Here is a 25,494-nt window from a genome sequence, read left to right on the forward strand (position 1 = left end):
CGCCTTAACAACACCTATTCATTTATCCAACCCTTACGTCACCGTCTGCTCCGTCAGCGTATACGTGATCTTCATTGTCTTATCTGCATTCTTCACCACTACCTGACTCAGATTGCAGATCGTAGCCAGATACGGAGTCAGCAACCATGTATATCTGTACTGGTTCAGATAAGCGCCGCCCCATGCGAAAACATATTCCTTGTACTGGAAGAACGGCGTAGATACATTCCCGCAATGCTCCCCGGCAAATAACGGAATCACATGATCATTCACATCGATCTCAAAATCATAAGCCACGATAATGTCATTGAGGGTGGTCAGGCAGCAGTCTGTACTTCCGGTCTCCCCGATGCATCTCATGGCGGAAGTAAATCCCAGACTGATCAGCGTCACATCCGTACTGTTGGAAATATTGATCTTATACACGCCGGTCTTGTCATAAGACGGCACATACAAATACCCGTTTCTTACCACAGCACTTCTGTTCCCGGAAGGATAACTGGAGCCTTCCTTGAAGCTTCCCATCGTCATCAGCGTGGCATTGGAAAGCGTCCACTGACCTTCCGTAAAGGTGTAATCGCTCTTCTTGATCTTGATCCAAAGCACTGTTGCATTTCCGGATGAATTTCCCTGATTGGCAAAGCCATACCAGTACCCGTCTCCACCGTCCATGAAGATTCCATACGGCGTATAGCTTCCGTAGAAATGGAAGGTGCTGCACTGAAGGACCGTTGTATCCTCCAGCACCAACGTAGAATCATCCAGCTTCTCATTCAGGCCGATATCAAACACCGGGATCCGGTATCTTTTGATTGTTACGGTATTGCTCGCATATCCCAGGGAATAAAGCTTCGCATTCTCAAAATCCACGGTAACTGTCCGGAACAGGTCATTGATAAAACCATCCCCGTCATCCAGGCTGACCTTCTTGATCTGAAGCAGCGTAGTATCCACAGCCACCTCAGAGCCGTAAGCATTTGCTCCGCCCTGCTTGGAAGTAAGGCCCACCGCCGTGATCGTGCCGTTTCCCTGCGAAGGCGTAAACTCCCAGACGAACTTGTAACCATCTGTCAGCTTCATGCTCTCCGTCAGGTTCATGCTTCCCCTCTTCGTATTCGCCGTAGCATTGACATCATTGGAAGCATAAGCCACTGGCAAATTTGTTGACGGCAGATAAATGTTATCCGCCTGCTCCGTGATGGAACCCGGAAAAAGCAGGATGCCTCCGATCATGTTCGGGCAAATCGGAAGCAGCGCATCGTTCCAGGTCAGAGAATCATCATACTGACCGCCGGCCTTATACATGACACCCATCGGATTTACTCCCAGAATGTCATTGACGGCATTGGTGACCATGTTGGTTTCCGATACCGTCTCCACATTTCCTGTATTCTGGTCTTCCAGTTCAATGACCAGATTTCCTGTATATCTCTTCATAAAAGCCTCCTTAAGCGTTACTGCCCGGCACATCTACGACCATTGCAAAAGCGCCAATGGCTGTCCTGCCATTCTTCACATCCGAATAGTACCGTCTCATGGTTTCCTTGACCTCCCATTCATCCGCTTCCGTGAACGCCTTCACCTGCAGCCGTCCGTTCTGACTGCCATTGCCGATTCTGAACAGGTCAACATACTCTTCAATATCGATCCTGCCATCCCATGCCGCAGAAGCACCCATGCTCTGGCCGGAAATGGACGCAATACACATCCCGGTATCCACCGCAGCCGTACCGCCCACGCACCGCATATAGACATTGAAGATATTCGTATAGTTCGGCACAACATCCTCGATCGGATAATACAGGAGGATTGTATGCCTGCCGGAATGCCAGTTCTCCTGCGGATAATGCACCGGGATCATCTGGTTATTGAACTCAAAGGAAAAGATCACATCTGCATGACCATCCTCCTGCCAGCTCATCGGAAGAGATATCGTAATGGTCTGCTCTTCTGTATTGCCAATCACCACCGGCTCTTCCTCCGGATCTTCCGGATCCACCGGCACCCCGTCAACATTCACCGAAGGGATCACCACATCCCCGGATGCTGTAACAGACCTTGTCACCGGCTGAGCTGTCACATCCACTATCACCTGCCCGAAGAACTGCGCATGGTTCGCTTCAGTCGTAGCAAACTCGATGGAAATGATCTTCGTATCCACATCCGCCACCGTGAATGCCGATGCATTGGTGAAGGTATGAATCCCGATCTTCCCTGCCTCGATCTGAGCCAGCAGCCCGGAGATGTTCTTATCATTCTTACTCTTTGCCTGGGACAGCTTCGGATTCTTTCCCACGCACTTGATACTCTGCCTGCCTCCGATCTTTATGCTGTTCGATGTAATGCAGGCATACTTCGTAGCGTCCGCTTGTCCACCGCTGAATGACAAAACATCGCCAACATCCAGTGCCGGATTCCCGATGGTATCCGAATCAAACGGAACATAGTTCACCACGGCCAGATCATTCAGGATATTTGTGCAAAGCTGCCGCCTGGTCTCTTCCAGACCGAACTGCAGAAGCGGATTCACGCCCAGGTTCATCGTCAGCCCGTCATCCGGATCCAGCGCATAATACTCCGCAATCTGTGTTCGAAGGTTCGTTGAACTGACCGCAGTATATCTTGTGATAAAGTCCGAAAAGCTGGAAGAAAACCTGTGCTTCCGCTCTACTGTCAGCACAGGTGTATTCCCATACTTCCGAAGCTCCAGCTCCCCGGCTCTGTTGATCACGAAAAAACCGCCAAGCACTTGTCCCACATAGAACAGTACATCGCGGTAAGTCTCAATATCATTATCAGAATAAATGGACAGGTTCTCAGAACCATTCGGCATCGCCTCAATCGTTGCCCTGTCCTGAGCCAACGTCACATTGCAAGCCGTGCTGCAGAGTACCATAAAATCATAAGCGTTACCGATGGATTCCAGGGAAGTAAAAGCCTTCTCAAACCGCACCATGTAATCATAGGCTTTGATTTCCAGGCACTTCGCTTTCCGGTTCGCCTCCGACACTTCAAAGATTCCCATAGGGATTCTCTCATAGGAACCGCCAGCCACCTGCAGATGATAGAACAGCTCCACCTTCGCATCTTCCAGCGTATACCTGTTGATCTCGGAGAAAAGTGAAATCCCCATCTCCGCAGCGTACACCGTTCCCAGTTCGATCTCCGTGGATCCGCAGCACTGAGAAGTGATATACCCGCTGCCCTTGACCATATCATCCTGATCAAACTCATAAACCGTTCCGGCAGTCGTTGTGATCCTGCCGGTCCAGTAATATTTTCTTGTATTCGCCTTCACTGCTTCAAGGAAGGCATTGCTCACTGGGTACATAGCCGCCCTCCTTAAAACTCTTTCAGTGTGAAGGACACCTCCCACAAGCTTCCATAGCTTGTATCACTGACCAGCTTCACCTGATACCCGTCAATGTACATCTGCGTGTTTACGATGTTCATAGTCTCCATATCCAGATATCCGACTGTAATGCTTGCCAGCTTCTTATACGCTGAAAACTTATTCAGCCACTTCTTCGATACCCGGAAGGTCACGCCGATCTGAACCACGCCTTCCCGGACAACATCCCTCTGTGTGGTTCCAGCCTCCGTCACGCCGCCGCTGTCTGCCTCCACTTCTTAAATTCATTCTCTGCTGAGCCGTTACCACAATCTCATCGATCATGTCACCGCCGATATAAACCGGGATCACAATATCCCCTGCAGCACCGCCACCGGCTAGAGCCGTATTCAGTGCCGTATTGATACCGGAGATCAGATCACCGCTCGATGCCGCTGATCCAGAAAACCCTCCCTGAGCCGCCATCACTCTCGGAGTAATGGTCAGATCAGAAGTCACGCCATTCATGGCATTCTCGATCATGCCCCGGCTCTTCTCAATGCCCTTCGCCAGACCACCGATAAAGTCCGGCATCCAGCTTTCATAATCCGTAAGCGGACCTTCATCTGGGACTGAGAAATGCAGGAAGCTCCGGATCTTATCCGCAACTGAAGATACTGCATCCCCGACCTTACCGATCATGGACTTAATACCGTTCACGATACCGCCGATGAAATCAACGCCCCACTGGAACGCCTGCGATGCCAGTCCCTTGATAAAGCCGATAGCCTTGTCAAAGCCACCCTTCACCGCACCATAGATATTTCCGCAGATATTTTTGATGCCGTTCAGCATAGCATTGAAGGCATTCGTCACGCCGGTCTTGATCGCGTTTGCCGCATTGGATACGGCAGTCTTGATATTGTTCCAGGCTGTCGTGACTGCATTTTTGATTGCGTTCACGATAGTTGTGATCGTATTCTTGATGCCGTTCCAGACCGTAGTAACCGCTGTCTTAATAGCATTCAGCACCGTAGTAATAGCGGTTTTGATCCCGTTCCACGCCGTACTCAGGAAGGTAGAAATCGCATTCACCACTGTCGTGATAACTGATTTGATCCCATTCCAGATCGTCATGAAGAATGACTTTATCGCATTCCATACGGTCGTCACAGTATTCTTGATCGTGTTCCATGCCGTTGTCAGGAACGTGCTGATTGCATTGACCACTGTTGTGAAGATATTCTTGATACCTTCCCACAAACCGGAGAAGAAATCTTTGATAGCATTCCAGACCGTTGTTGCCGTGGTCTTGATTGCTTCCCACGCCGCCTGGAAGAATGCCTTCAGTGCTTCCCACACGGCAATAGCAATCTCCTTAATACTCTCCCACAGGTCTATCCAGAACTGCCGGAACTCTTCACAGTTATTCCAGAGATAAATGAACGCCGCCACCAAGGCAACAATCGCTGCGATAATCAGCACATACGGATTCGCCGCACATACCGCATTGAAAGCTGCAAATACACCCTTCGCTGCATTGATCACGCCTGCCAGCTTCGGCACCAGAGTCATAATAGTACCGACCGCAGAGATGACTTTACCGACTATGATCAATACCGGACCGATTGCAGCCGCAACCAAGGCAATCGTTACGATTACCTTCCTGGTTCCCTCATCCATCGAATTGAGCCAGTCCACAAACTTCTGGATCCAACCCACAATGGTTCGGATCGCGGGCATCAACAGTTCACCAAAAGAAATCGCCAGCTCTTCCAGTTGGGACTTCAGGATCTGCAGCTGACCGGCAAGGTTATCATTCATGGTCTCAGCCATACTTGCCGCAGAACCATCGCAGTTATCAATCGCACTGGAAAGCTTGTTGATATCCGCTTCTCCGGCGTTCATCAGAGCCAGAAATCCGGACATCGCATTCTTGCCAACCAACGATTCAGCCGCTGCCGCCTTCTCTGATTCAGATAGACCTGAAAATGCCGTTCGGCAGTCAGCCAGAATGTCCGACAGATCCCTCATGGAGCCATCTGCATTGGTCGTTGCAATCATTACCTCTCCGATTGCGGATCCGCAGATCGTCACATCCCCGGACAGGTTATTCATAATGGTTCTGAGGGCAGTGCCAGCCTGAGAACCCTTGATACCGGCATTCGCCATCAGGCCGATTGCTTCCGCCGTATCCTCCGCAGAGAATCCCAAAGCACCGGCAATCGGAGCGCAATACTTGAAGGTCTCGCCCATCATGGAAACATTCGTATTCGCATTACTGGATGCAGCAGCAAGGATATCCGCAAAATGCCCGGAGTCCTTCGCGGTGAGCCCAAACGCTGTCAGCGCATCTGTCACGATATCAGAAGTCGTTGCCAGATCCTCACCGGAAGCTGCAGCCAGGTTCATGACACCTTCGATGCCGGAAAGCATATCCTCTGTCTTCCAGCCGGCCATCGCCATGTAGTTCATGGCTTCCGCTGCTTCTGATGCAGAGAACTTTGTCTTCTCACCCATCTCACGGGCTTTATCCCTTAAGGCTTCCAGATCAGAGCCAGTCGCACCGGATACCGCTGCCACTTTACTCATGGCAGAATCAAAATCAGCGGCAGTTTTCACCGCCGCCGTACCTAATCCCATAACGCCCAGAGTTACCGGCATGAACTTCTTTCCCACATTGGTGATATTGTCGCCAACTGTCTTCAGCTTCTCACCCTTTGCGGCAATCTCCTGAAGTGCAGTACCAGACTGTCTTGCCTGTTCTTCTAAAGTCTTCAGCTTTGCCTCGGTCTCTGCAATCTCACGCTGCAGGCCATCATACTGATCCTGCGTGATCGTTCCATCCTTCAGTGCCTGCTCAGCCTGTTCCGCCGCCGTCTTCAAGGTTTCCAGCTTTTCCTTCGTTTCCTTGACCGCATCCCCCAGGAGCCTGTGCTTCTGTGCAAGCAGTTCCGTGTTCCCCGGATCAAGTTTCAGGAGCTTATCGACATCACGCAGCTGGCTCTGAGTATTTCTGATCTCTGTATTTACGCCCTTCAGGGCTGTCTGTAGTTTGGTGGTATCGCCGCCGATCTCAACGGTGATACCCTGGATCCGTCCAGCCATTCATGTCCCTCCTTCCTGATTTTGGGTAAAAGAAAAGAACCGGTCTCCCGATTCTTCTCAAAAACATTTCACTTTGTTTATACGCGCTATTTGCGCTTTCTTTTTCCTGTATTATCGGATCCGCGGATTTCTTCATGATAAAAATAATCCACGATTACCGGATGCCCCTGCGGAACCCTTCCATAAGGCATTTCATTATCCACAAACGGGCAATCATACTTCTCGGCAAGTTTCTCGGCTTTGTTTTCCAGAGCCTCGAAATAGCTTCTGTTATGCTTGTTATAAATCTCATCATAGAGCGGCACTAAATCAGGATACTCTTCAGCGATATAGTCCATAACGGTATTCTTAAATCCGCCTCTCAGATTAAGATTCTCCAGCCAAAACAGATCACATTGGTCTTTTACACGTTCAAAGATAGCCTCAAAATCCGTAATGCCCGGAAATACCGGGGATACAAAGCATACTGTCCTGATACCGGCGTCATATATCTGCTTCATCGCAGCAATCCTTCGTTCAATGGAAACCGCTGCATCCATATCGTCCTTGAACTTCTCGTCCAGCGTATTGATCGACCACGATACTGTTACCTGTCCGATCTCTTTTAGCAGGTCAATATCTCTCACCACAAGGTCGGATTTTGTGCAGATCAGAATATCTGCTCCGCTCCCCCGCAGCTGTTCAAGCAGTTTCCTTGTGTTTCCGAACTCTTTTTCCTGCGGATTATACCCGTCTGTCACGGATCCGATCACAACGCGCTGTCCGGCATATTTCTCAGGGTGCTTGATTTCAGGCCAGTGCTTGATATCAAGAAATGTTCCCCACTCTTCCGTATGTCCTGTAAACCTTTTCATGAAAGAAGCGTAACAATACTTGCAGGCGTGCGTGCATCCGACATACGGATTCACAGAATACCCTCCCACCGGCAGGTTTGACTTTGTCATGATATTTTTGGTTTCCACATCCCTTATCAGGATATCTTCCATTCTCACTTCTTCCATGCCCGCTGTACCTCCAATACCTTCTCAAATGCTTCAGGAAATTCCTGCACCATATTTTCATCGCCTATGATCGGTTCAAGATCTTCCTTCATAAAAACAGGTATATTCCTTTGATGCGCCTGATCCGTAAGCGACCATGCCCATTCCGGCTCAGTACGGATTTTTCTGCTCTGAGCGCCTGTCATGGTTCCTACAACGATCCAATCAATACCAGAAAGATCGACCTCTCCAGGATCATCAAAAAGCGGCTCAAAGGTCACATGATAATGCTTTGCCCTTACATGATTCCTCAATGCTTCAATGCGCCAGAGTTCTGATCTTCTGGTAACCGTCACCCCAAACCAGGCGTTTTCAAGATCCGTTTCAAAATCCAGGAGATCAGGCCTTTTCGACAGAAATAAAAACTGATGCTGCGGATTTTTCCGGATCTTTTCAAACACCTCTTCTCGCCATTCTTCTTTCCATCCCGCAAGATCACTCATACCGGTCAGAAGGAAATTCTGCGGTCTTGCCTTGTCCATCATTTTAAGCTTGCCTTCAAAAAATTCAGGCTTACTGAAATCCGGTATCGTATGCCACCGCTTCACATTATTCCGTGCATAGCAATAATCGCAGCCTACCGTGCAGCCGATGACAAGGTTCATATTCTGGATATTGTCTTTTATACAAACACTCATAGCTCTCCACATAAAAAGTTATGGACATCTGCTTGCAGAAATGCCCACAACTTTAAAACTCATACTTACTCGATTACTGCATCATCGGCGGTATACGCTTCAAGAGAACCTGCCTTCACCTGGATACAGGCATAGCTGATCTCAGAATCATCTGCCGCGAAGAACTGTCTTTTCCCATCCGGCGCAATACGCACGATATCACCGGCAGAAAGCTCTATATCCTCACCGTCAACTACCGCTTTTCCCTTGCCGGAAAGAATGATGTAAATCTCTTCATTGGTCTTATGATAATGAACAAAAGGAACACTCGCACCTGCCGGAAGATGGTTGATGCTGATCTCAGCCCCTGTAAGTCCCAGCTGATCATGAAGTTCAGTTCTCGGATCGTTTGCAACACTTACCTTACTATAGTTAGACATTTCTGATACCTCCATTTGTTGTGATATTGATTGATACAACGAAAGTGTACCACCACCATGTTGTGATGTCAAGTGTTACAACAAAACTTTTTAAGATTCTATCAGCTTGTTCGCATCCGCCATTACATCAGCTATGGTTATTCGCCGCATTTTATCTTCCATGGCATTCTGTATTTCTTCAAGCCTGTGATCCATGATCCTGTGAATGTTCCGTCCCACAGGGCATAACTCATTCGGATTCTCATGGAAATGAAACAACTGTCCATTTTCGACAGGCTCCACGGCATTGTAAACATCCAGAAGCGTTATCTCCGTCAAGGATTTCTCTATATCGGCACCGCCGCTTCCCCGCTTCACTGCTACAATCTCCGCCTTCTTCAGCTGCTGCAAGAGTCTTCTGATTACCGTCGGATTTACATTTGCGCTGGACGCAAGAAATTCACTGGTGATTTTATGGTCATTCTTAAATGTTTCAATTGCTATAAGCACATGAACCGCTATTGTAAATCTGCTTGAAATCTGCATTCTGACACCTCCATCGACTCTATCTTAAATCATTTTCGTTGTAATTTCAATAGTCACAACAAGGTACGATTATCCCTTCTAGAATCGATCCATATCATCCTGAGATGCCAGAGTGCTGTATGATCCCTGGTTCTCATCATTCTGCATTTCCGTGTACATATCGTTGATGGTTCCGATCGTCAACAGTTCCAATTCGCTGATATGGATTCCCAACTGCACACACCTAAGCAAAAGCAGAGGCGTTGTCATTTCCCGGTCAGTCGCTCGAAGTTTTTTTTACTCTCCACCTGCGTCTGTACATTCAAGCCCCAAAGCTCGATGATCTCAGGAAGCACCTGGTAAATGGAAAAGGTCCCGAACTGGTCAAGCCATTCATCCGGAGTATCGGGAACTCCCTGCGGATCCGCATGCTTCGCCATGATATAGCTGATATCCTCGAACAGTTCCAAAGAGAAAGTATCCAAAGCAGATGCCTCCGGATCTTCCTGATCGATACTCTTCTGAAGGTCATGCAGATCCTTATAAATATCACGATGGAATCTGTTTCTGTATATTCTCGGAATGGCTGCCGATGCCTTAAAAGTCACATCCTTGCCATCAATATTCACTGTCTTTGTAAGTGCCATTTCACTTTCCTCCAATCACAAGAATGGGCAGAGCGTACAGCCCTGCCCTCAACACTTATCAACCCTGTCCGTTCTTCGTTACCGTTACGGTATATGCCGTACTTACTGCTCCGGTCTTGCTCGCGATCACTGTCACAGTATTGGTTCCGCTCTCCCATGTCGCATCGCTGCCACTGGTATGAGCCGCCCCGTTTACAAGTATCGTGACCGCCGTTCCGCTTGCCGCAGTAGCCGATACAGCATCCTCATCATTCACGGTCTCAGCCGTGTAAGAAGTGGTACCGGCATCAAAAGCAGGCGTAAGCTGAAGGCTTCCGATCGTTATACCTGTAAGAACCGCCGACACCTGAGCGCTCTCCGTCTGATAGACATTGGAATACCATCCGTTGTAAACCGCGTCGGAAGTATTCGCGCCGGTCTTCACCTTTACAAGCCCGTTCGGAAGCGGAGTCGCCGTGATCTCCAGCTTCTCCGTCTGGACTTCCTTGGAATCCTCATTGGTCTTGCCCTCGATAGTCGGTCTTGCAGCAGTGCAGTAATACATGCAGTGCCTGATCTTTTTCTTGTCCCCGGAGAACTCGAAAAGCAGAGCGAAATGCTCCGGCTCCACCGTGGAATCCTCTACCAGGACACCGTTCGTATCCTCAGTTTCCTTCAGGATGTCCTTCCTGAAGCTGTCCGGGATCAGCGCGATCTCCAGATCACCCGAATAGCCGTTATTGGCCACTGTGGTGTAATACACCATATCGTCCGCATAAAACGGCTCGGTATCTCCCTCCGGATCCAAAGACAGATTCACAGCTCCGGGAATCGCGACAGGCGTACCAAATGTCACGGCATTAGTATCCGGATCAAGTGTCGCCTTCGCATAATGGCAGTTCTTAAGGCCGAACTTCACCTTGTTATTTGTACTCGACATAATCAACCTCTCTTTCCGCTATACCGTCATCTGGTACAGCACTTCGTATAGTTTTTCTGATTCGATCCATACCTCCGATTTGTTCCAGAACAATTCATGTGCGTTCAGCACCGCTTCCACGCTGTCTTCCAGTTCCGGATCCTTCTCATCGGTATAAAGTTCAATACTCAGGTTGGAAAACTCCATGTAAACCACATCATCCGCGGCAAAGTTCTCCGAACCCGGAAACAAAAAGCAGATGAACGGCGGATCAGGCGATTCACCTTCTGCAAAATGGTCATACGCAAAAGGGATCTTCGTTTCCGCCAGCATCTGCATCACTTCTTCATGCGTCATTCTTCTTCCTCCCGATCTCGATAATGCATTCCGCAGCATGACGGCAGGCTGGGCAGTTATACGGATAACCATGACAATCCTCGCCCCTCCGGGTACCGTGGTAAACGGCAGCGCCGATCACCGCAATCCCAAGGGCGATCACGAATAACAAAAGCAATATCTCCATCATTACTAACCGCCTTTCTGCAGGTCACGCTCGATATCCCTTGTCAGCTGCTCGATACCTGCCTGCTCCGCCGGCGCGATATGAGGAAACGCCCTTGTTCTTCCACCGCAGCGCTTCGCATGGCCAAACTCCAATAGATGTGTCAGCTGGTACCGTTTGGAATGCACTACAATCTGGATGGAATCGGATGTTTCCCTGGTCTTCTTCACCGCCCAGCTCTTGGAATACTTTCCCGTCTTCTTCGGAGCCGTGCTTTCGATCTGCTGCTTTACGGTCTTGCCCGCCTTCTGGACATCTTTCTTCAGGTCATCCGCAGCAAGCTTCGCGTATTCCTCCATACCCTTCATCACGGTATCCGCCAGCTGGTCGATCTTTATCGTCTGTGCCATCAGCGCCGCTCCTTCCTGCAGGTAAACTTCAATGACTTCTTCCGGAAGTTCATATGGTCAATGTTCACGATGTTGTAGATTTCATCCATGAACATCACCCGGAAATGCGTGGAATCGATTGCAGCAGCCTTCCGGCAGTACCGGACAGATACAGTCATAGAGAAATCCTCAACCGTAGTTCCGGCAGCCTGTTCTTCCTTGGAACTTGCCAGGCCTTCTCCGCCGATCGTGGCGAAGCAGGTATAGTAATCCGTCCAGGCATTCTTGTGATTGCCGTACTTGTCGGTCACTGTTTCATTCTTCTGGAATGTCACTTTAGATCTCAAAGCTGCCACATCCATCAGAATCCCTCCTTCCGGCTGCCGAACAGCAGAGCCCGAAGCGTCAGATCCATCGCATGATGATCGGCTTCTTCCCTGTGCTCATACAGATAAGCCACCGTGAACATCACAGCGATCTTCCCATTCTGAGCCGCATCCAGGTCCGTCTCATCGTCAGTCCGCAGGATATCCATGCACTGCTTCTTTGCCGCCGTTATAAAGTTTTCGATCAGGGAATCATCATCCTCGAAATCAACCCGAAGATAGCTCTTCATCTCTTCCACAGTCACAGTCATCTGCATCACTCCTTAAACCGGGACGGCAGATTACTCCACCGCCCCGCATTTTTTACTCTGTTCCGGCAGTATCATCATCCGCTGTCATAAGACCGGCAGCCTTCAGCTTTGCCAGAAGACTGTTGAAATCTTCCTTCAGTGCCTCAACCGTAGTCGCTTCACTGGCCGCCTGATTCTCCGCCGGTGTAAAGGAAGAAGGAAGCCCCTCTACGGAACTTCCATCCTCAAATATCAGCTTTCCTCCGATATGGGTGACATCGCCGCCCTGCTCGGTATAATTCTTTGCATTGTAATCACTCATGCTTCGGCCCTCCTTAGTGCTTCATCTTCAGAAGCTGGATGCCTTCAGGAAGGATCACCTTGCCGTCAACACGCTCGGTTGCGACAAATCCTACCTGGCCATTGGTGCTGTAGAGCTCGTTGAGTCTCTGCACGGTTCTTCCGGAACGATCAGCGATCCAGTAGTTCTTGAAATCACCGAAAGCCACGGTGAGCGCATCCGATGCAGCCGTAGGAACATAAGGCGAAGTGTAAAGGTCATAGCCAAGAAGCTTATCCGGCTCGCCTGCCTGAAGAGAAGGCTGCCAGAGATAAACACCGTTGCCGTCCTTCAGCTTTCTGATTGCAGCGATAGTCGCATCGTTCATAAGGAACTTCGCGTTTCTGCGATAAGGACTCTTAAGCGCATACACAAGGCTGATCAGTTCATCCGCAGTGATCGCGTTGTTTGCCGCAGCGGTAACGCCCACCTGTCCGCCGTTCGCGGTAAAGATACCCGTAGGCTGACCGGTTCCGGTACCTACGCAGAAAGCCTCTTCCTCTGCGATACCGAAAGCTCTTGCGAATTCAGCCGCAATATAAGATTCCAGATCAAACATGGAATCCTGAAGAAGCTCGATGGAAACCTTCACAAGGTCAGTCAGCTTGAAGGCATCGATGGTCTTCTGGTCGAAGGAAGGATCACTCGGAGTATAGGCACCATTCTCAGCCGTCCATGCAGCGGTAGAATGAGTCGCCGCAATCGGGATCTTTCTCTCAGCGCTTGTGGTAATGACCTTCGCAAGCCCTCTCACCACATTTGCTTCATCAAGGCCCATTACAATCTGACGCTCAAACTCTTCCGGCACAAGATAGCCGCCATCCGCCTGCACACCCTCGGAAAGGACATTATGCACAGGTCTCTTTCCACGGAGATGCGCACCGAAGTCTTCCTTGTATGCATTGGAAGCACGGCCGGTCTTTTCCTCAACTTCCTGTCTTGCAGGTCTTCCTGTAAGAGGCATATTGACAGGCTTGTTGAACTCAGCCTCTCTTGCCTCAGCTCTCTGCTGACGGTCGATTGCCGCAGTCAGATCCTCGATTTCCTGCTCCATACGGCTGTAAGTCGCGTTATCCTCCGCAGACAGAACGCCGTTCTCATTCTCGTGGGTATCCACAAAGTTCTTCGCGGTCTCCCACACCTTTGCTCTCTTCTCGATCATATCTTTGATAGTCATAGCTCGATTCCTCCTTAAATGAATCTCTTGATAAAATTCAAGCGTTCCCTGATCTCATCACAGGAACGCCCGTTATCCGTTGTCTGTTCAGTTTCTGCACCGCTCTCCGGTGCCTTGATGTGACACTTCGCCGCGATCTTATCCATCAGCGAATTGGTCACCGCCGCCCTGGAATAGAGCATCGACACTTCCGGTGCTTCCAGGTCTTCGCCCTCCGATGCATCTACCCTCTGCAGCACATCATCCGCAAATCCCAATTCCACCGCCTTGTGCGCGTCCATCCAGGTCTCCGCATCCATCAGATGTGAGATTTTCGTCCTGCTCATGCCGGTCTTGATCTCATAGGCATTCATGATGGATTCCTTCACTTCGGCCAGCATGTTGATCGCCTTCTGCATCTCCGCCGTATCGCCAAAAGCGATAGTCGCCGGATTATGGATCATCATCATGCTCACAGGACTCATGAGCACCTTCGTCCCCGCCATCGCGATCACGCTTGCTGCCGAAGCCGCAATGCCATCGATTTTCACCGTGACATCGCCCTTATAGTCCATCAGCATGTTGTAGATCTGAGCCGCCGCCACGCAGTCACCACCCGGACTGTTGATCCAGACCGTGATGTTTCCTGTTCCGGCATTCAGTTCTTCTCTAAAAAGAGCCGGTGTGACATCATCGTCAAACCAGCTCTCTTCTGCTATGGTTCCATTCAGGAAAAGCACTCTCTCACTGACCTCTTCGCCGGAAGCCTGGTCTCTGATCTTCCTGCTTTTCCAGTTCCAAAACTTCTTCATCGGAATCTCCTTCCTCCTTTCCGTTGTTGCCTGCCGCAAATATCCCGGCATCCTCCAGCTTCGTCATATTTCCATTGATCAGATACAGATCACCACCCTGTTCTGCCGGGATCCTGTCCAGGTTCTCCAATTCACGGATGTCATTGGCGGACATCCAGCCGTTCTGTCTGGCTGTCGCATAGCCGTTCATCCTGCTCTGGTAGTCTCCACGGAGCAAACCATCCACATTGAACTTAAAGAAGTATTTCTTCTTCTCATCCGGAGTCAGCAAGGCTCTCACCATTGCCTGCTCCCAACGGCTTACCCAGGGATCCAGCGTGTACTTCACGAACTCCAGCGACTGCTGCTCAATGTTATTGAAGCTGGACTTTTCCAAGTCTCCGATCATATGAGGCGGCACACGGAAGATCCTTGCGATCTCATCGATCTGGAACTTTCTCGTTTCCAGAAACTGAGCCTGTTCCGGCGAAATGGAAATCGGCGTATACTTCATGCCTTCTTCAAGGACTGCTATCTTATTCGCATTCCCTGAACCGCCGAAAGTTGCCTGCCAGCTTTCTCTCACCTTGCTCGGATCCTTGATAGTCCCCGGATGCTCCAGTACCCCGGAAGGAGCCGCACCGTTCGCAAAGAACTTGCTGCCATACTCTTCCGTGGCGATTGCCAGGCCGATCGCATTCTTCGCCATTGCAATCGGTGAATACCCAACCAGACCGTCAAAGCCAAGTCCCGGAATATGAAGCACATCATGAGGCTGAAGCCTCACGGTTCTTCCAACCTTATTGGTGCCCTTCCTGCCGTCCACATCGTCCGAATCATAAACGGTGTATTCGTAATAGAGCCTTCCGTGCTCATCACGATCCACCTTCATTCGATCCGGCATCAGCGGATACAGAGCTACGACTTCACCCTTGCCATTGCGGATGATCTGCGAATACGCATTCCCCCATAAAAGCAGGTGTGTCATCAATGTCTCCCTGAAAATGAAGGAAGTCATCTCCGGATTCGGCTCATCATGGAGCAAAAAATAAAGCGGATGTTCCACCGCTTTCTCCTTACCGCCATCATCGGTATATCTGTAAAATTGTAATGGCAGACTCGCCACAGCCTCCGACAGGATCCTCACGCAGCAGTACACCGCCGTCATCTGCATCGCAGACCTCTCGGTAACATACTTGCCTGAAGCCGTCCCGCCTAAGAAAAACGAATACGAACTTCCCGCCGTCCTGTTCGTGGGCTTATCCCTGCTCCGAAATAAACCGCTCAATATTCCCATCGCAATTCCCTCCTTCGTTAAAACACAAGTAATCCGCGCTCATCATAAACACTCCCCTGCGGCTCCATCTGATTGCGGATGCACCGGTCAAGAGCCATGATTGCAGCCACAATGCCATCGATCTTTTCTTTCGATTTTGCCTTCGTCACCTTGATGTTCCCGGCAGGATCCGTATCGACCACCACGTTGCCGGCCATCCACCTGAGAACCGGATGCCCTCCGTGAATGATCTGACCTTCCATAAGCAGACGATAAAAATCCTTTGTCGGTCCGGACATTGAAGCAAAGCCCTGGCCGAACGGAACCATCGTGAAGCCATCGCCTTCCAGGTTCTGGATCATCTGTGTGGCATTCCATCTGTCCACTGCGATCTCAACGATGTGGTATTTCTTCGCCAAATCATTGATAAACTTCTCAATGAAGTCGTAATGAATCACGTTGCCCTCGGTCGATAACAGGTATCCCTGCCTCTCCCAGATGTCATAAGGAACGGATGCTGCCTTCACTCTCTGCGGTATCGTTTCTTCCGGTACCCAGAAAAACGGAAGCAGAATATACTTCTCATCCTCATCCCTCGGAGGAAACATCAGAACCAGAGCCGTGATATCTCCCGTGCTGGATAAATCCAAACCACCGTAACAGTCCCTGCCTTCCAGAGCTGCCAGATCAATTTCCTCATTCCCTTTCATGAATATCTCATCCGGTATCCATGCCACAGTGCTTGAAACCCACATGTTCAGCCTCAGCCACTTGAAGGTCACTTCGTCTGCAGGATTTTGTTTTGCCTCCCGGTAGGCATCGCGCAAGCGCTCGATGTCTACGGTATAGCCCAGTGAAGGATTGACCTTGTACCAGTTCGCTTCATCCTCCCAGTCCTCATCATCCTTCAGTCCATAGACCACCGGATAGAAAGTCGGATCCACACGCCGGCCTTCCAGAATGTCCACCGCTTTCGTATGAAGCTCATAGGCGATGGAATGCCTATCGGTACCTGCCGTGGTGATAATGAAATGCAGCGGATTCTGTCTGGCATCCGAAGATCCCTTTGTCAGAACGTCATACAGTTGCCTGTTCGGCTGCGTATGAATCTCATCAAATACCAATCCGCTGACTGAAAATCCATGCTTACCCCCGACCTCTGCACTGAGCACCTGGTAATATCCTGAATTTCCATAATTCACGATTCTCTTTGTTGCCGTCATCAGCTTCGATCGCTTCAGAAGCGCCGGTGACATCTCCACCATCTGCTTTGCCACATCAAAAACGATGCTGGCCTGCTGCCGGTCAGCGGCAGCGCCATACACTTCAGCGGATGGTTCGTTGTCTGCATATAAAAGATAAAGAGCGACGGCTGCTGCCAATTCGCTCTTACCTACCTTCTTGCATATTTCCACAAAAGCTGTCCGGAACTGCCGGTATCCGTCAGGCTTAACAATTCCGAAGATATCCCGGATCAGCTGCTCCTGCCAGGGAAGCAACCAGAACCGTTTGCCTGCCCATTTTCCTTTGGTGTGACACAGATTCTCGATAAACTTCACAGCCCTGTCAGCCTTCGCTTTATCATAATGAGATGTCGGAAGCATGAATCTTGACGGCTTATAATTCTTCAGCTTTGGATAACCCGCAGGTCTTCTCTCCGCCATTAAGCCTCACCCCCAAGTAATGCCTCCATCTCATCCTCTTCATCTTTTCCGACACCGGATGCTGCCATGATCCTTGATCTGGCAGACGGAGTCAGACCAAACTCAGATGCTGCCTGCATCATGAGCTTCTGATTGGTGTTTGCAATGCCGACCCATGGTGTCTGCTGCTGATATCCTTTATCCGTCTCAAAGATTGAACCTTCAGAATCAATATGCTCCTGAGCTTCTTTCCATCTGGCGTAGGACTGGCAGTAAGCAGCAAATGCTACCATATCAATCTCAGTGAGCACACCCATCTCAGATAACTTCACGCAGAGTCTCTCCCACTCCTTCTTCGCTTCCGGAAGCAGCCACTTCGGACAGTCGGGCATTCCTTTACCCGGCACCGGCTCTTTCGTATTCAGTTTTCTTTTCCCCGGATTGCCTTCCAGCTTCTTTAGCGCTGTAGGCTTCGGTTTCCTCCCATCCATCGGAATCCCTCCTTTCCGCAAAATAAAAGGACCATGCTCTTCACATGATCCTCTTGATGTTCATTTCACTTCTTCATTTCCAGCTTCGAGATTCATGATCCCATTTTGCTGAATAGTCGATGTTTCCGGTTATACTCTCCACAATTGGAAGCAGTAACGCTTTGAGCAGTTTAACCACATCTTCCAGTTCTGCATTCACAAGCGCTTTCTTCTTTTTCAGAAAGGCTTTCCATCTGCTCTGGTGAATCTCACTGGCCAAAAAGTCATCAGTGAAAGCAAAGATATCATCAAAACCCGTCCCTCTATGCTCAAAGGTTTCTCTGACTGCTTCCTTCAGTTCTATTCCGTCAAGGTCATATCTGTCAGCCAGGATATAAATATCGTAAAAATCCTTATATCTGCTGTTAGCATCTCCCAGAGAAACGATTGCTTCAAATTTCTCGGATATTACCGATGAAATGGAATATGCATAAATCTCTGGAACCTCCATATCCAGTAGAACGGGGAACTCCATTTTCACCCTGTCCGGATAAACAACATCCCCAAATCCGATATCAATAGATACCGGAACTTTCGTCCTGTCCAGATATGCCATGATGGAAACATTCACACCGTGATATTCCTTGAACTCGGTGATGTCTATTACCTCCAGCGTATCCAGATCATACCGCAGGGCATCATCACACTCGATGGCGAAGATATTTTCAAATACCTTCTTCATATCCTCCACATTATTCGGCATATTCCTTGCCAGAAGGTCTATGTCTCTTGTGGCTCTTGCGAACTCTCCCTCAAAGAGCGCATACAGGAATATCCCGCCCTTAAGTGTAAATCGCTCCACATATTCTGACACCGACAGTCTGTATACGGTTCTTTCCAACCCATACGCCGTCAATGCTTCCTGAAATGTTTTTCCGCCGGCCACTGCCTGGTTCTTCAACCTGTCCTTTACAGATATTGCACTTATCATACGAGCACCTCCAGATATTGTCTCATCGCTTTGTCGCATTTCATCAGTTCTGCATATTTCAGAAGTCGGTTCAGATTCCGGTCTTTCCTCTGCAGATAGGTCACAAGGATCTCCTTGGTTTCTTCAATCCCGACCTTCTCTCTGTAAAACACGATATCCACGACGGTTTTTTCCATATCATAGATCTGGAATTCATTCTTGCCTTCCCTAACCGTAGTAACGCCCAGCTCATGCCTGTCATCAGTATAATGATGGACATTCATCTGCGGCCAGTCCGGCACGGTAGATATCTTTGACTTCCTCGGTATAGCTACATCAACAGCATCCGGAATGAATGTTGTCAGATGATAATAAACCGCTGCGCTGAGCAGGCAGATCACACCCCTCGGTGCGTATGCTACGGTATAATAGAAGTCTGATTCCTCACCACGATACTCTGCGTTCTCGTAATAGCTCTTATTCAGTTTTATAAGCTTTCCTTCATCGACCAGCCTGCTGACCTTATACTGCGAGAAGCCTTTTTCCTTAAGCTCCTTCATGGAAAAGATCTTCTGATCTTCAGGAAGTATTGCTGTACCTGCCATCTTTTCCACCTCGATTTCATTTAATTTATTTTCGGCATTTTTCTCTTTTGCCGTATTTCAATTAAATATTACAACCAAACGTGCCGTTTGTCAATCGAAATCTGAGATGACAATGCAGGCTCATACCCCCCGTCTTTCATTTCGCGATTTTGCACGCGTGACCCCCGCGCCGTTCCCTGGGAGCCGTACCTGTAGAGATTTCACCCGCCCCTACCCGCGATGGTTTCCCCAATAGTCCCCTCTCTTCGCGTGTATAGTTGAGTGACACGACTTGCACAACGCGATCAGGTTACTTCGATCGTGCGTACCACCTTCACTCAAAGGCAGCTTATGGTGGATCTCTTCAGTCGGCACGATAATTCCACGTTCAAAACACAGCTCACAGAAGGGATGCTCCGCAGCATACTTGTCACGGATCCTCTTCCATGCACGACCGTATCTCTTCTTCGTAGACTTATCTCTGCCGTACTTCTCATAGTTGCTGTTGCTCAGCTTCTCATGCTCTTCACAGAACCGTTTGTCTGTCAGCTTCGGGCATCCGGGATAAGAGCATGGATGCTTCGGTTTCCTTGGCATCATTTCACCTTCTTTCCCATAGAAAAAGCCGCCACGGTATTCTGCTCCGTAACGGCTCTCTCATCTTTCGCTTTTGCCAGTTTAACATTATCACATAGGCTTACTGTACCGAACTTGATTTTACTGTATTGTTTCCGGAATCATTATTTCATCCAGGGCATTCCTGTGAAGACGGAATACATTATCGATTCCATAACCAAGTTCAATGGCGATCTCTTCCCATCTCATATAGGACAAGTACCGCAGTTCCAGTATCGTCTGAAGCTCTGCACTCTCCACTGCTTTGATCCTGCGGATGATATCCTTCTTCAGTTCTACAAGCTTCATCATATCCTGATTGATCTCATTCTCCAGGTCGATGATCTTGATAATGGCATCTTCCATTCTGGAGCCATCTCTGTTCGGGCTCTTCGGCATATCCGAATATGTCACCGTTGCTTTAGTGGCCAGGTCATGAAGATCTTCGATCTGTCCCAGCTTGCTCTCGATCCGCTGGTTCAGCCCGAAGGCCTGTGATAAATATTTCTTGGCTTCCTGCTGATGTCTGTTCATAAGCTACCTCCGATTGGATTTATTTTTTCTCCCTCGGATTGACTGCGACGTAAAGGTCCACTGGACCTTCCCGCTGCACGCTTGGCGTCTGATTGTCTTATTTCGTCCTGAAGCCTTCGGATCAGGTATTCACCGTCCACGCTTGTCAGCTGGCTGTACCAGCCGGAACGAAAGAACCTCTCGACCTCCAAGGCCTCATCTATCGCTTTTCGATCCTTCGGATGTGCCTTGATCTTCTTAAGTGCCACCCTGTAATCAGCGACTGCCTGCAGAATGATTGCATTTGCTAATCGCTCATACGGATCCTCTGCCAGATTTTTATTTCCTGCCATAGGCACTTACCTCCGCTTTTACGGCATCGATCAGTCTGGCCTGCGTATCGTCCTTTGCGGATAAAGCTTTCATAATACGTTCGTCCACGGTTCCAGCTGTCAAGATATGCTGTACCACGACTGTCCCGGATTCCTGTCCCTGTCTCCAAAGTCTGGCTACTGTCTGCTGGTATAGCTCCAGGCTCCAGATCATACCGAACCATACAATAGTGCTGCCTCCGCTCTGAAGGTTCAGTCCGTGTCCCGCAGAAGCCGGATGTATAAGTCCAACCTCCAGTCTTCCTGCATTCCATTCCCGGATACTCTCATCTGTATCAAGCTTTCCATAATGAACGCCCAATGCATCAAGACGTTCTGTAATTCTTGACAGGTCATGCTTGTACCAGTACGCCACCAGCAGATTCTTCCCGTTTGCTGCTTCGATAATGTCCTCCAGGGCATCCAGTTTTCTGTCATGGATCTTCTCGATACCGCCGGCATCGGAATAAACAGCACCGTTGGCCATCTGCGTCAGTTTTCCGGACAAAGACGCTGCATTCGCCGCAGTTACTTCGCCACCGGGAAGACTCAAAACAAGGTCATTTTTCATCTGCTCATATTTCTTCCGCTCAGCTTCATCCAGATACACCATGTATTCTGAATTAATCAGTTCCGGCATCTGCAGGTGGTCTGTACCCTTCATGGAAATCGTGATATCGGAGATACGGTCATAAATCCTTTTGTCCGCTCCCGGTCTTAATCGGTAACTGTACACAATCGGACCGTTCATCTGATCCGGTACGAAATATTCCATCCTGTACTGACTGATGAACCTTCCAAGTCTCTCTCCCATATCAAGAACCTTGTATTCCGCAAAGAGATCCATCAAACCGTTACTGGAAGGCGTTCCAGTTAGGCCTACAATCCGCTTCACCCTCGGTCTCACCTTCATAAGTGCCTTGAATCTCTTCGCCTGCCAGTTCTTAAAGGATGACAGCTCATCGATCACCACCATATCGTAGTCAAACGGCATCCCGCTCTTTTCAACAAGCCAGGGAAGGTTTTCACGGTTTATGATGTAGATATCCGCATCCGCCTTCAGCGCCTTCTTCCTTTCTGCTGCCGTACCGACCGCAATACTGTATTTCAGATCCGACAGATGATCCCATTTCTCAATTTCCGCAGACCAGGTATTCTTTGCCACTCGTAGCGGTGCAACCACAAGCACTTTCCGTATATCGAAGCTGTCAAACATCAGGTCATTCACCGCTGTCAAAGTGATCGAACTCTTACCCATACCCATGTCAAGCAGCACTGCCGCAACAGGATGGTCTTTTATGAATCCGACCGCATATTTCTGATAATCATGTGGATCGTATCTCATCCAAAATCCCTCCAATCTGATCCGGCTCATCCAGGACATACACCTTGAAGCCCAGTTTCCGCAAAAGCGTCAGCCGTGATACCTGCAGCGGCCTTGGTTTCTTTCCCGGTGCTTTCACCTCGACAAACCCGATCTTTGCTCCCGGCAGAAGCACTATGCGGTCAGGCATCCCATCGAATCCGGGAGACACCCACTTAGGGCAGATGCCTCCCGTCTTCTTTACCGCCGCGACAAGCTTCTGCTCGACTGTCTTCTCCCTCATTGCTTAAATGTGGGAGACTTCGCGCTGATCCGGTATATCCAGTTCAGCATATTGGGATCAACCGGCTCGAATCCGCACATCATCATTGCGTCCTTGAACTCATTGTTCGTGAGATAGATCTTCACGTCATGTTCAAGCAGATGCTTCAATCCGTAGCTGGTCCTTCCATGCAGAACCGTCTTTCTCGGAAGGATGTTCCTGCGGATCCAGTCCATCACGATTTTTTGTTCTTCCTCCGGATGGTCAGTAATAAGTCCCGCATCCTCCCATCCGTTTTCATTGGTATAAGGTCTTCCATTTCTGATCATTTTTGATATCCTCCGTTTCTGTAAGGAACAAGTGGAACACCAAATCCCTATACGCGCGTAATACGTGCGCTCACGCACACACGCGCCGGTGTAATCTCTTAAAAACACCTATTTTTTGTGCTATATAGAAATTCCTGTTCCGTTTGTTCCGATTCTCTGTTTTCCGCCAGTTTTCAGGTACTTTGGAAGGAACAACTTCGGGAACAGGGAACAAGTTATGTTCCTTGTTCCGTATACTTGTTCCATGCCATCACCCTTTTCTGGCATATATCCTCTGCTTCCCGTAAATTGGGATGGTCTTCGTCTTCCCGGTCTTAACCCAGCCGTCCAGCCTTGCCATAATGGCTGAGATGGCATAGGAATCCGCATTCTTCATATCTTCCTTAGGCTTCCCGAAGCATTCCGCCCAGATCTCGATATTGGAGACCTCCATCCGCTTCGTTACGCCTTCCTTCCGTGTCGGATCCCCTGTATCACGCACATAGTCCCTGCGCTTATAGACATCCATCGACTCCCAGCCCTCCGGCAGAAGCATTTCCAGATACTCCACCACCAGACCTTCACGGTCATCACGCTCCATCGCCGCCCGCTGCTCATCTTTGGCAAATTCCTCCAGCTCCGCCGGAAGATATAACTTTTCTCCCGCTTTGGCGATCACCTTGACTTCCGCCCAGATCTGCTGCACCGTATCCTGATCAAGATCCTACGCTTTATGCTTTCCTTTGCCGGTCACTTTCACATTCCAGTACCTACGGTTCCCGGTAATATCCCGGAGATAGCCATTCTCATTGTTTGTGGTACCGAAGAATACGCACTGTCTCGGATGCGGCGTTACCCTTCTACCGAAACTCGCACGGTACTTATCGTCCTGTCTGGAAATGAAAGCCTTCACCTTGTCCAGGTCAGCTTTTTTCATGCCGGCCAATTCGCCGATCTCCATGATCCAGTACCCCTGCAGCTTCTCCGCCGCCGTCTTGTCGTTCATGTCTGAGAGGTTCAGGCTGTCCGAATACCACTCACCGCCCAGTTTAGAGATGAAAGTACTCTTTCCGATGCCCTGATCTCCGTTCAGTACGATCATGTTGTCGAACTTCACTCCCGGATTATGGACACGGACATAAGCAGCGCACAAAAGCTTCCTTGTCACCGCCCGGACATACGGTGTATCTTCCGCTCCCAGATAATCCACCAATGCAGTCTCGACACGTTTCACCCCGTCCCACTCCGGCAGGTTCTTAAAGAAATCCCTGATCGGATGGTAGGAACGGTCATCCACGACCTTTGCAACCGCGATGTTGTAATTTCTCTGGGAGAAGGAGCCGTACTTTTCGTCCACATAACAGATGAGCTGTGCATCGTCCGCGTCTCTCCAGAACTTGGACGGATGCTTCCACAGAACCGGATCCCTGATCTCCATACCGTCTGCAAGCTGGTTGAACACAATCTGCTTCATGTACTCATCGTTTTCCATGATCAGCTTCAGGTTATGAAGCGTATTCTCGATCTCAGCCGTCTTCTTCTGATAGGTCAGCTGTGTCTTCCAGGCATCAGGATCTTCCTCGTCGAATTCCATCGCTGCCGACTGCTGCCGTTCTGCAAAGATGGTCAGCTTCACCTGCTCATCGCTGCTTGCGAATTCCGCCATCGCATTGAAGGACTTCTTCTCATCATCATCCGGGAACTTATGAACCCTCACGACATCAAAGGCATTGAGCAGCTTCCCGCAGGCGGGATCAGAAGCATGATGGCTGTATGCGAACTTTTCATCCAGGATCTGCACGCCGGCGGAACTGTCTGCAGGAATGTAGTCATACCTGCCTTCCATCGCCGAAGCTTCATACACATCCGGCAGGAACTTCTCAATAGCGTCCCTGATCCCGTAAGTACGACAGAAAACGCCGACGATTCCTTCCTTCGTCAGTGGATCAGCCTGCTTCTGCACATTACTCTTTACGACTTCCGACTCCCTGGACGATACCGGCCATGTGGAGATATCGTGCCAGTTGTCATACTTTGCAAGGTATTCATCCGGATCCAGAAGCTCACCGTCCATGACCTCGTATACGTATTCTCCGTTGCTTGACGTGGACGGCCAGTACATAAGCCTGTTCGGCTCGTAGGTGGAATCATCGAAAAGATCCATCCCGATTTCCTGTGCGACCTTCCTTCCGACCGCCGGATATTCATCCTCACTGACTTCTCTCTTAAGCGGGATCACCAGCCTGAGTCTCGGAGCATCCGGCGTATGCTTATGTGTGGAATAGACGCACATTTTGAAATCCGTCAGCATCTTCAGTTCATCCAGAATCCCCGGCATCCCGTAATCCATATCCAGTGTCAGCATAGAGCGGCAGAGAACATTCCCGACCTTACGCCTGCCATCCTTCAGATGCCCGGCAACATAGCCGCCCACATCCTTAATGGCATCGCGCCTGGCCTTCGTCATCTTCTGGTACTCTTCCACGGTCTCTGTTGTGACCTGCGTGGTGCTTACCCTCCTGCAGAAGTCCTCCCAGGAGATCTCGTTGTTCTTCCATTTCTTCGCTGATCTGGAATCCCCATACGCAATCTTCATCTTCTCCTGGCTCCTTTCCTGCGGGATACCTGCATCAGCTGTAACCTCTGGTCACGCTCTACAGTCCGCACGTTCCTGGATGGATCAGCATTCCTGCGACCATCTTTATTACCTCGTGGTCTGTCTTTCATGGCAGTTCCTCCTTTAACTGAAAAATCCGGAGGGACAGTTCCCTCCGAATCC

32 protein-coding genes are annotated in these 25,494 nt (G+C 49.6%); all 32 read right to left on the bottom strand.

The genetic code is table 11. The features are described 5' to 3' along the window. Window positions 1–33 precede the first annotated feature (33 nt). On the bottom strand, window positions 34–1,437 hold the full coding sequence (locus G625_RS0109085; protein ID WP_029200878.1) for a hypothetical protein: 1,404 nt from the start codon (window positions 1,435–1,437) through the stop codon (window positions 34–36). A 10-nt stretch (window positions 1,438–1,447) separates the two neighbouring features. After that, window positions 1,448–3,331, bottom strand: a complete 1,884-nt coding sequence (locus tag G625_RS0109090; RefSeq protein ID WP_029200879.1) for a hypothetical protein — start codon at window positions 3,329–3,331, stop codon at window positions 1,448–1,450. A gap of 11 nt (window positions 3,332–3,342) precedes the next feature. Next, window positions 3,343–3,561: a hypothetical protein gene (locus tag G625_RS19150; RefSeq protein WP_198014884.1), complete on the bottom strand. Its 219-nt coding sequence runs from the start codon at window positions 3,559–3,561 to the stop codon at window positions 3,343–3,345. Beyond that, complete coding sequence (locus G625_RS21935) at window positions 3,512–6,439, bottom strand: phage tail tape measure protein (protein WP_084152830.1); 2,928 nt, start codon at window positions 6,437–6,439, stop codon at window positions 3,512–3,514. The genes G625_RS19150 and G625_RS21935 overlap by 50 nt, the downstream gene beginning before the upstream one ends. Before the next feature lie 86 nt (window positions 6,440–6,525). After that, the gene (locus G625_RS0109105; protein WP_029200880.1) at window positions 6,526–7,440 is read right to left on the bottom strand and encodes a radical SAM mobile pair protein B; all 915 of its coding nucleotides are present in this window, start codon (window positions 7,438–7,440) and stop codon (window positions 6,526–6,528) included. Next, window positions 7,428–8,117, bottom strand: coding sequence for a radical SAM mobile pair protein A (locus G625_RS0109110; RefSeq protein WP_029200881.1), 690 nt, complete (start codon window positions 8,115–8,117; stop codon window positions 7,428–7,430). Before G625_RS0109110 ends, G625_RS0109105 begins: the two co-directional genes overlap by 13 nt. Before the next feature lie 65 nt (window positions 8,118–8,182). Then, window positions 8,183–8,536, bottom strand: coding sequence for a cupin domain-containing protein (locus tag G625_RS0109115; protein ID WP_027424698.1), 354 nt, complete (start codon window positions 8,534–8,536; stop codon window positions 8,183–8,185). Window positions 8,537–8,626: 90 nt separating this feature from the next. Continuing rightward, window positions 8,627–9,061 carry an Rrf2 family transcriptional regulator gene (locus G625_RS0109120; protein WP_029200882.1) on the bottom strand — a complete coding sequence of 145 codons (435 nt, stop codon included), beginning with the start codon at window positions 9,059–9,061 and terminating at the stop codon, window positions 8,627–8,629. 78 nt (window positions 9,062–9,139) lie between these two features. Beyond that, window positions 9,140–9,274, bottom strand: a complete 135-nt coding sequence (locus G625_RS23160) for a hypothetical protein (protein WP_256377639.1) — start codon at window positions 9,272–9,274, stop codon at window positions 9,140–9,142. 32 nt (window positions 9,275–9,306) lie between these two features. Beyond that, window positions 9,307–9,687 carry a hypothetical protein gene (locus tag G625_RS0109130; protein WP_029200883.1) on the bottom strand — a complete coding sequence of 127 codons (381 nt, stop codon included), beginning with the start codon at window positions 9,685–9,687 and terminating at the stop codon, window positions 9,307–9,309. A gap of 58 nt (window positions 9,688–9,745) precedes the next feature. Further along, complete coding sequence (locus G625_RS19160) at window positions 9,746–10,606, bottom strand: major tail protein (protein ID WP_084152831.1); 861 nt, start codon at window positions 10,604–10,606, stop codon at window positions 9,746–9,748. Between the two features lie 18 nt (window positions 10,607–10,624). Next, window positions 10,625–10,942, bottom strand: coding sequence for a hypothetical protein (locus G625_RS0109140; RefSeq protein WP_029200884.1), 318 nt, complete (start codon window positions 10,940–10,942; stop codon window positions 10,625–10,627). A gap of 171 nt (window positions 10,943–11,113) precedes the next feature. Then, window positions 11,114–11,497, bottom strand: coding sequence for an HK97 gp10 family phage protein (locus G625_RS0109150; protein WP_029200886.1), 384 nt, complete (start codon window positions 11,495–11,497; stop codon window positions 11,114–11,116). Next, on the bottom strand, window positions 11,497–11,838 hold the full coding sequence (locus G625_RS0109155; protein ID WP_029200887.1) for a phage head closure protein: 342 nt from the start codon (window positions 11,836–11,838) through the stop codon (window positions 11,497–11,499). Before G625_RS0109155 ends, G625_RS0109150 begins: the two co-directional genes overlap by 1 nt. Further along, window positions 11,838–12,113, bottom strand: coding sequence for a head-tail connector protein (locus tag G625_RS0109160; RefSeq protein WP_029200888.1), 276 nt, complete (start codon window positions 12,111–12,113; stop codon window positions 11,838–11,840). Before G625_RS0109160 ends, G625_RS0109155 begins: the two co-directional genes overlap by 1 nt. 52 nt (window positions 12,114–12,165) lie before the next feature. Beyond that, window positions 12,166–12,414: a hypothetical protein gene (locus tag G625_RS0109165; protein ID WP_029200889.1), complete on the bottom strand. Its 249-nt coding sequence runs from the start codon at window positions 12,412–12,414 to the stop codon at window positions 12,166–12,168. Window positions 12,415–12,427: 13 nt separating this feature from the next. Further along, window positions 12,428–13,609 (bottom strand): phage major capsid protein, encoded by a 1,182-nt coding sequence (locus G625_RS0109170; protein WP_029200890.1) that lies wholly within the window; start codon window positions 13,607–13,609, stop codon window positions 12,428–12,430. A gap of 14 nt (window positions 13,610–13,623) precedes the next feature. Next, window positions 13,624–14,400 carry a head maturation protease, ClpP-related gene (locus tag G625_RS0109175; protein WP_029200891.1) on the bottom strand — a complete coding sequence of 259 codons (777 nt, stop codon included), beginning with the start codon at window positions 14,398–14,400 and terminating at the stop codon, window positions 13,624–13,626. Then, window positions 14,333–15,676: a phage portal protein gene (locus G625_RS0109180; RefSeq protein WP_029200892.1), complete on the bottom strand. Its 1,344-nt coding sequence runs from the start codon at window positions 15,674–15,676 to the stop codon at window positions 14,333–14,335. Before G625_RS0109180 ends, G625_RS0109175 begins: the two co-directional genes overlap by 68 nt. A gap of 17 nt (window positions 15,677–15,693) precedes the next feature. After that, a complete protein-coding gene (locus tag G625_RS0109185; protein ID WP_198014883.1) occupies window positions 15,694–17,319 on the bottom strand; it encodes a terminase large subunit in 1,626 nt (541 codons plus the stop codon). Next, a complete protein-coding gene (locus G625_RS0109190; protein ID WP_029200894.1) occupies window positions 17,319–17,789 on the bottom strand; it encodes a phage terminase small subunit P27 family in 471 nt (156 codons plus the stop codon). The genes G625_RS0109185 and G625_RS0109190 overlap by 1 nt, the downstream gene beginning before the upstream one ends. A gap of 73 nt (window positions 17,790–17,862) precedes the next feature. Continuing rightward, on the bottom strand, window positions 17,863–18,759 hold the full coding sequence (locus G625_RS0109195; RefSeq protein WP_029200895.1) for a nucleotidyl transferase AbiEii/AbiGii toxin family protein: 897 nt from the start codon (window positions 18,757–18,759) through the stop codon (window positions 17,863–17,865). Then, a complete protein-coding gene (locus tag G625_RS0109200) occupies window positions 18,756–19,343 on the bottom strand; it encodes a type IV toxin-antitoxin system AbiEi family antitoxin domain-containing protein (RefSeq protein WP_029200896.1) in 588 nt (195 codons plus the stop codon). Before G625_RS0109200 ends, G625_RS0109195 begins: the two co-directional genes overlap by 4 nt. A 210-nt stretch (window positions 19,344–19,553) precedes the next feature. Then, window positions 19,554–19,919, bottom strand: coding sequence for an HNH endonuclease (locus tag G625_RS0109205; RefSeq protein WP_029200897.1), 366 nt, complete (start codon window positions 19,917–19,919; stop codon window positions 19,554–19,556). 120 nt (window positions 19,920–20,039) lie between these two features. Continuing rightward, window positions 20,040–20,471: a DUF1492 domain-containing protein gene (locus tag G625_RS0109210; protein ID WP_029200898.1), complete on the bottom strand. Its 432-nt coding sequence runs from the start codon at window positions 20,469–20,471 to the stop codon at window positions 20,040–20,042. Next, the gene (locus G625_RS19165; protein ID WP_330365028.1) at window positions 20,468–20,803 is read right to left on the bottom strand and encodes a hypothetical protein; all 336 of its coding nucleotides are present in this window, start codon (window positions 20,801–20,803) and stop codon (window positions 20,468–20,470) included. The genes G625_RS0109210 and G625_RS19165 overlap by 4 nt, the downstream gene beginning before the upstream one ends. Next, window positions 20,790–22,166, bottom strand: a complete 1,377-nt coding sequence (locus G625_RS0109220; RefSeq protein WP_029200899.1) for a DEAD/DEAH box helicase — start codon at window positions 22,164–22,166, stop codon at window positions 20,790–20,792. Before G625_RS0109220 ends, G625_RS19165 begins: the two co-directional genes overlap by 14 nt. After that, a complete protein-coding gene (locus G625_RS0109225; protein WP_029200900.1) occupies window positions 22,147–22,428 on the bottom strand; it encodes a VRR-NUC domain-containing protein in 282 nt (93 codons plus the stop codon). Before G625_RS0109225 ends, G625_RS0109220 begins: the two co-directional genes overlap by 20 nt. After that, window positions 22,425–22,736 (bottom strand): hypothetical protein, encoded by a 312-nt coding sequence (locus G625_RS0109230; protein ID WP_044932138.1) that lies wholly within the window; start codon window positions 22,734–22,736, stop codon window positions 22,425–22,427. Before G625_RS0109230 ends, G625_RS0109225 begins: the two co-directional genes overlap by 4 nt. Window positions 22,737–22,986: 250 nt before the next feature. Beyond that, on the bottom strand, window positions 22,987–23,421 hold the full coding sequence (locus G625_RS23325; RefSeq protein ID WP_330365029.1) for a hypothetical protein: 435 nt from the start codon (window positions 23,419–23,421) through the stop codon (window positions 22,987–22,989). An 18-nt stretch (window positions 23,422–23,439) separates the two neighbouring features. Then, window positions 23,440–25,311 (bottom strand): virulence-associated E family protein, encoded by a 1,872-nt coding sequence (locus G625_RS19170; protein WP_330365030.1) that lies wholly within the window; start codon window positions 25,309–25,311, stop codon window positions 23,440–23,442. Next, window positions 25,308–25,442: a hypothetical protein gene (locus tag G625_RS23165; protein ID WP_256377638.1), complete on the bottom strand. Its 135-nt coding sequence runs from the start codon at window positions 25,440–25,442 to the stop codon at window positions 25,308–25,310. Before G625_RS23165 ends, G625_RS19170 begins: the two co-directional genes overlap by 4 nt. Between the last annotated feature and the right edge of the window lie 52 nt (window positions 25,443–25,494).

This window comes from Oribacterium sp. NK2B42, from assembly GCF_000424445.1.
Lineage (GTDB): Bacteria > Bacillota > Clostridia > Lachnospirales > Lachnospiraceae > Oribacterium.

Excerpts from the sequence above, each read along its gene's own strand:
- G625_RS0109085 (WP_029200878.1), bottom strand. The coding sequence starts at position 1,437 with ATGAAGAGATATACAGGAAATCTGGTCATTGAACTGGAAGACCAGAAT.
- G625_RS0109090 (WP_029200879.1), bottom strand. The coding sequence starts at position 3,331 with ATGTACCCAGTGAGCAATGCCTTCCTTGAAGCAGTGAAGGCGAATACA.
- G625_RS21935 (WP_084152830.1), bottom strand. The coding sequence starts at position 6,439 with ATGGCTGGACGGATCCAGGGTATCACCGTTGAGATCGGCGGCGATACC.
- G625_RS0109105 (WP_029200880.1), bottom strand. The coding sequence starts at position 7,440 with ATGGAAGAAGTGAGAATGGAAGATATCCTGATAAGGGATGTGGAAACC.
- G625_RS0109110 (WP_029200881.1), bottom strand. The coding sequence starts at position 8,117 with ATGAGTGTTTGTATAAAAGACAATATCCAGAATATGAACCTTGTCATC.
- G625_RS0109115 (WP_027424698.1), bottom strand. The coding sequence starts at position 8,536 with ATGTCTAACTATAGTAAGGTAAGTGTTGCAAACGATCCGAGAACTGAA.
- G625_RS0109120 (WP_029200882.1), bottom strand. The coding sequence starts at position 9,061 with ATGCAGATTTCAAGCAGATTTACAATAGCGGTTCATGTGCTTATAGCA.
- G625_RS0109130 (WP_029200883.1), bottom strand. The coding sequence starts at position 9,687 with ATGGCACTTACAAAGACAGTGAATATTGATGGCAAGGATGTGACTTTT.
- G625_RS19160 (WP_084152831.1), bottom strand. The coding sequence starts at position 10,606 with ATGTCGAGTACAAATAACAAGGTGAAGTTCGGCCTTAAGAACTGCCAT.
- G625_RS0109140 (WP_029200884.1), bottom strand. The coding sequence starts at position 10,942 with ATGACGCATGAAGAAGTGATGCAGATGCTGGCGGAAACGAAGATCCCT.
- G625_RS0109150 (WP_029200886.1), bottom strand. The coding sequence starts at position 11,497 with ATGGCACAGACGATAAAGATCGACCAGCTGGCGGATACCGTGATGAAG.
- G625_RS0109155 (WP_029200887.1), bottom strand. The coding sequence starts at position 11,838 with ATGGATGTGGCAGCTTTGAGATCTAAAGTGACATTCCAGAAGAATGAA.
- G625_RS0109160 (WP_029200888.1), bottom strand. The coding sequence starts at position 12,113 with ATGACTGTGACTGTGGAAGAGATGAAGAGCTATCTTCGGGTTGATTTC.
- G625_RS0109165 (WP_029200889.1), bottom strand. The coding sequence starts at position 12,414 with ATGAGTGATTACAATGCAAAGAATTATACCGAGCAGGGCGGCGATGTC.
- G625_RS0109170 (WP_029200890.1), bottom strand. The coding sequence starts at position 13,609 with ATGACTATCAAAGATATGATCGAGAAGAGAGCAAAGGTGTGGGAGACC.
- G625_RS0109175 (WP_029200891.1), bottom strand. The coding sequence starts at position 14,400 with ATGAAGAAGTTTTGGAACTGGAAAAGCAGGAAGATCAGAGACCAGGCT.
- G625_RS0109180 (WP_029200892.1), bottom strand. The coding sequence starts at position 15,676 with ATGGGAATATTGAGCGGTTTATTTCGGAGCAGGGATAAGCCCACGAAC.
- G625_RS0109185 (WP_198014883.1), bottom strand. The coding sequence starts at position 17,319 with ATGGCGGAGAGAAGACCTGCGGGTTATCCAAAGCTGAAGAATTATAAG.
- G625_RS0109190 (WP_029200894.1), bottom strand. The coding sequence starts at position 17,789 with ATGGATGGGAGGAAACCGAAGCCTACAGCGCTAAAGAAGCTGGAAGGC.
- G625_RS0109195 (WP_029200895.1), bottom strand. The coding sequence starts at position 18,759 with ATGATAAGTGCAATATCTGTAAAGGACAGGTTGAAGAACCAGGCAGTG.
- G625_RS0109200 (WP_029200896.1), bottom strand. The coding sequence starts at position 19,343 with ATGGCAGGTACAGCAATACTTCCTGAAGATCAGAAGATCTTTTCCATG.
- G625_RS0109205 (WP_029200897.1), bottom strand. The coding sequence starts at position 19,919 with ATGCCAAGGAAACCGAAGCATCCATGCTCTTATCCCGGATGCCCGAAG.
- G625_RS0109210 (WP_029200898.1), bottom strand. The coding sequence starts at position 20,471 with ATGAACAGACATCAGCAGGAAGCCAAGAAATATTTATCACAGGCCTTC.
- G625_RS19165 (WP_330365028.1), bottom strand. The coding sequence starts at position 20,803 with ATGGCAGGAAATAAAAATCTGGCAGAGGATCCGTATGAGCGATTAGCA.
- G625_RS0109220 (WP_029200899.1), bottom strand. The coding sequence starts at position 22,166 with ATGAGATACGATCCACATGATTATCAGAAATATGCGGTCGGATTCATA.
- G625_RS0109225 (WP_029200900.1), bottom strand. The coding sequence starts at position 22,428 with ATGAGGGAGAAGACAGTCGAGCAGAAGCTTGTCGCGGCGGTAAAGAAG.
- G625_RS0109230 (WP_044932138.1), bottom strand. The coding sequence starts at position 22,736 with ATGATCAGAAATGGAAGACCTTATACCAATGAAAACGGATGGGAGGAT.
- G625_RS19170 (WP_330365030.1), bottom strand. The coding sequence starts at position 25,311 with ATGAAGATTGCGTATGGGGATTCCAGATCAGCGAAGAAATGGAAGAAC.
- G625_RS23165 (WP_256377638.1), bottom strand. The coding sequence starts at position 25,442 with ATGAAAGACAGACCACGAGGTAATAAAGATGGTCGCAGGAATGCTGAT.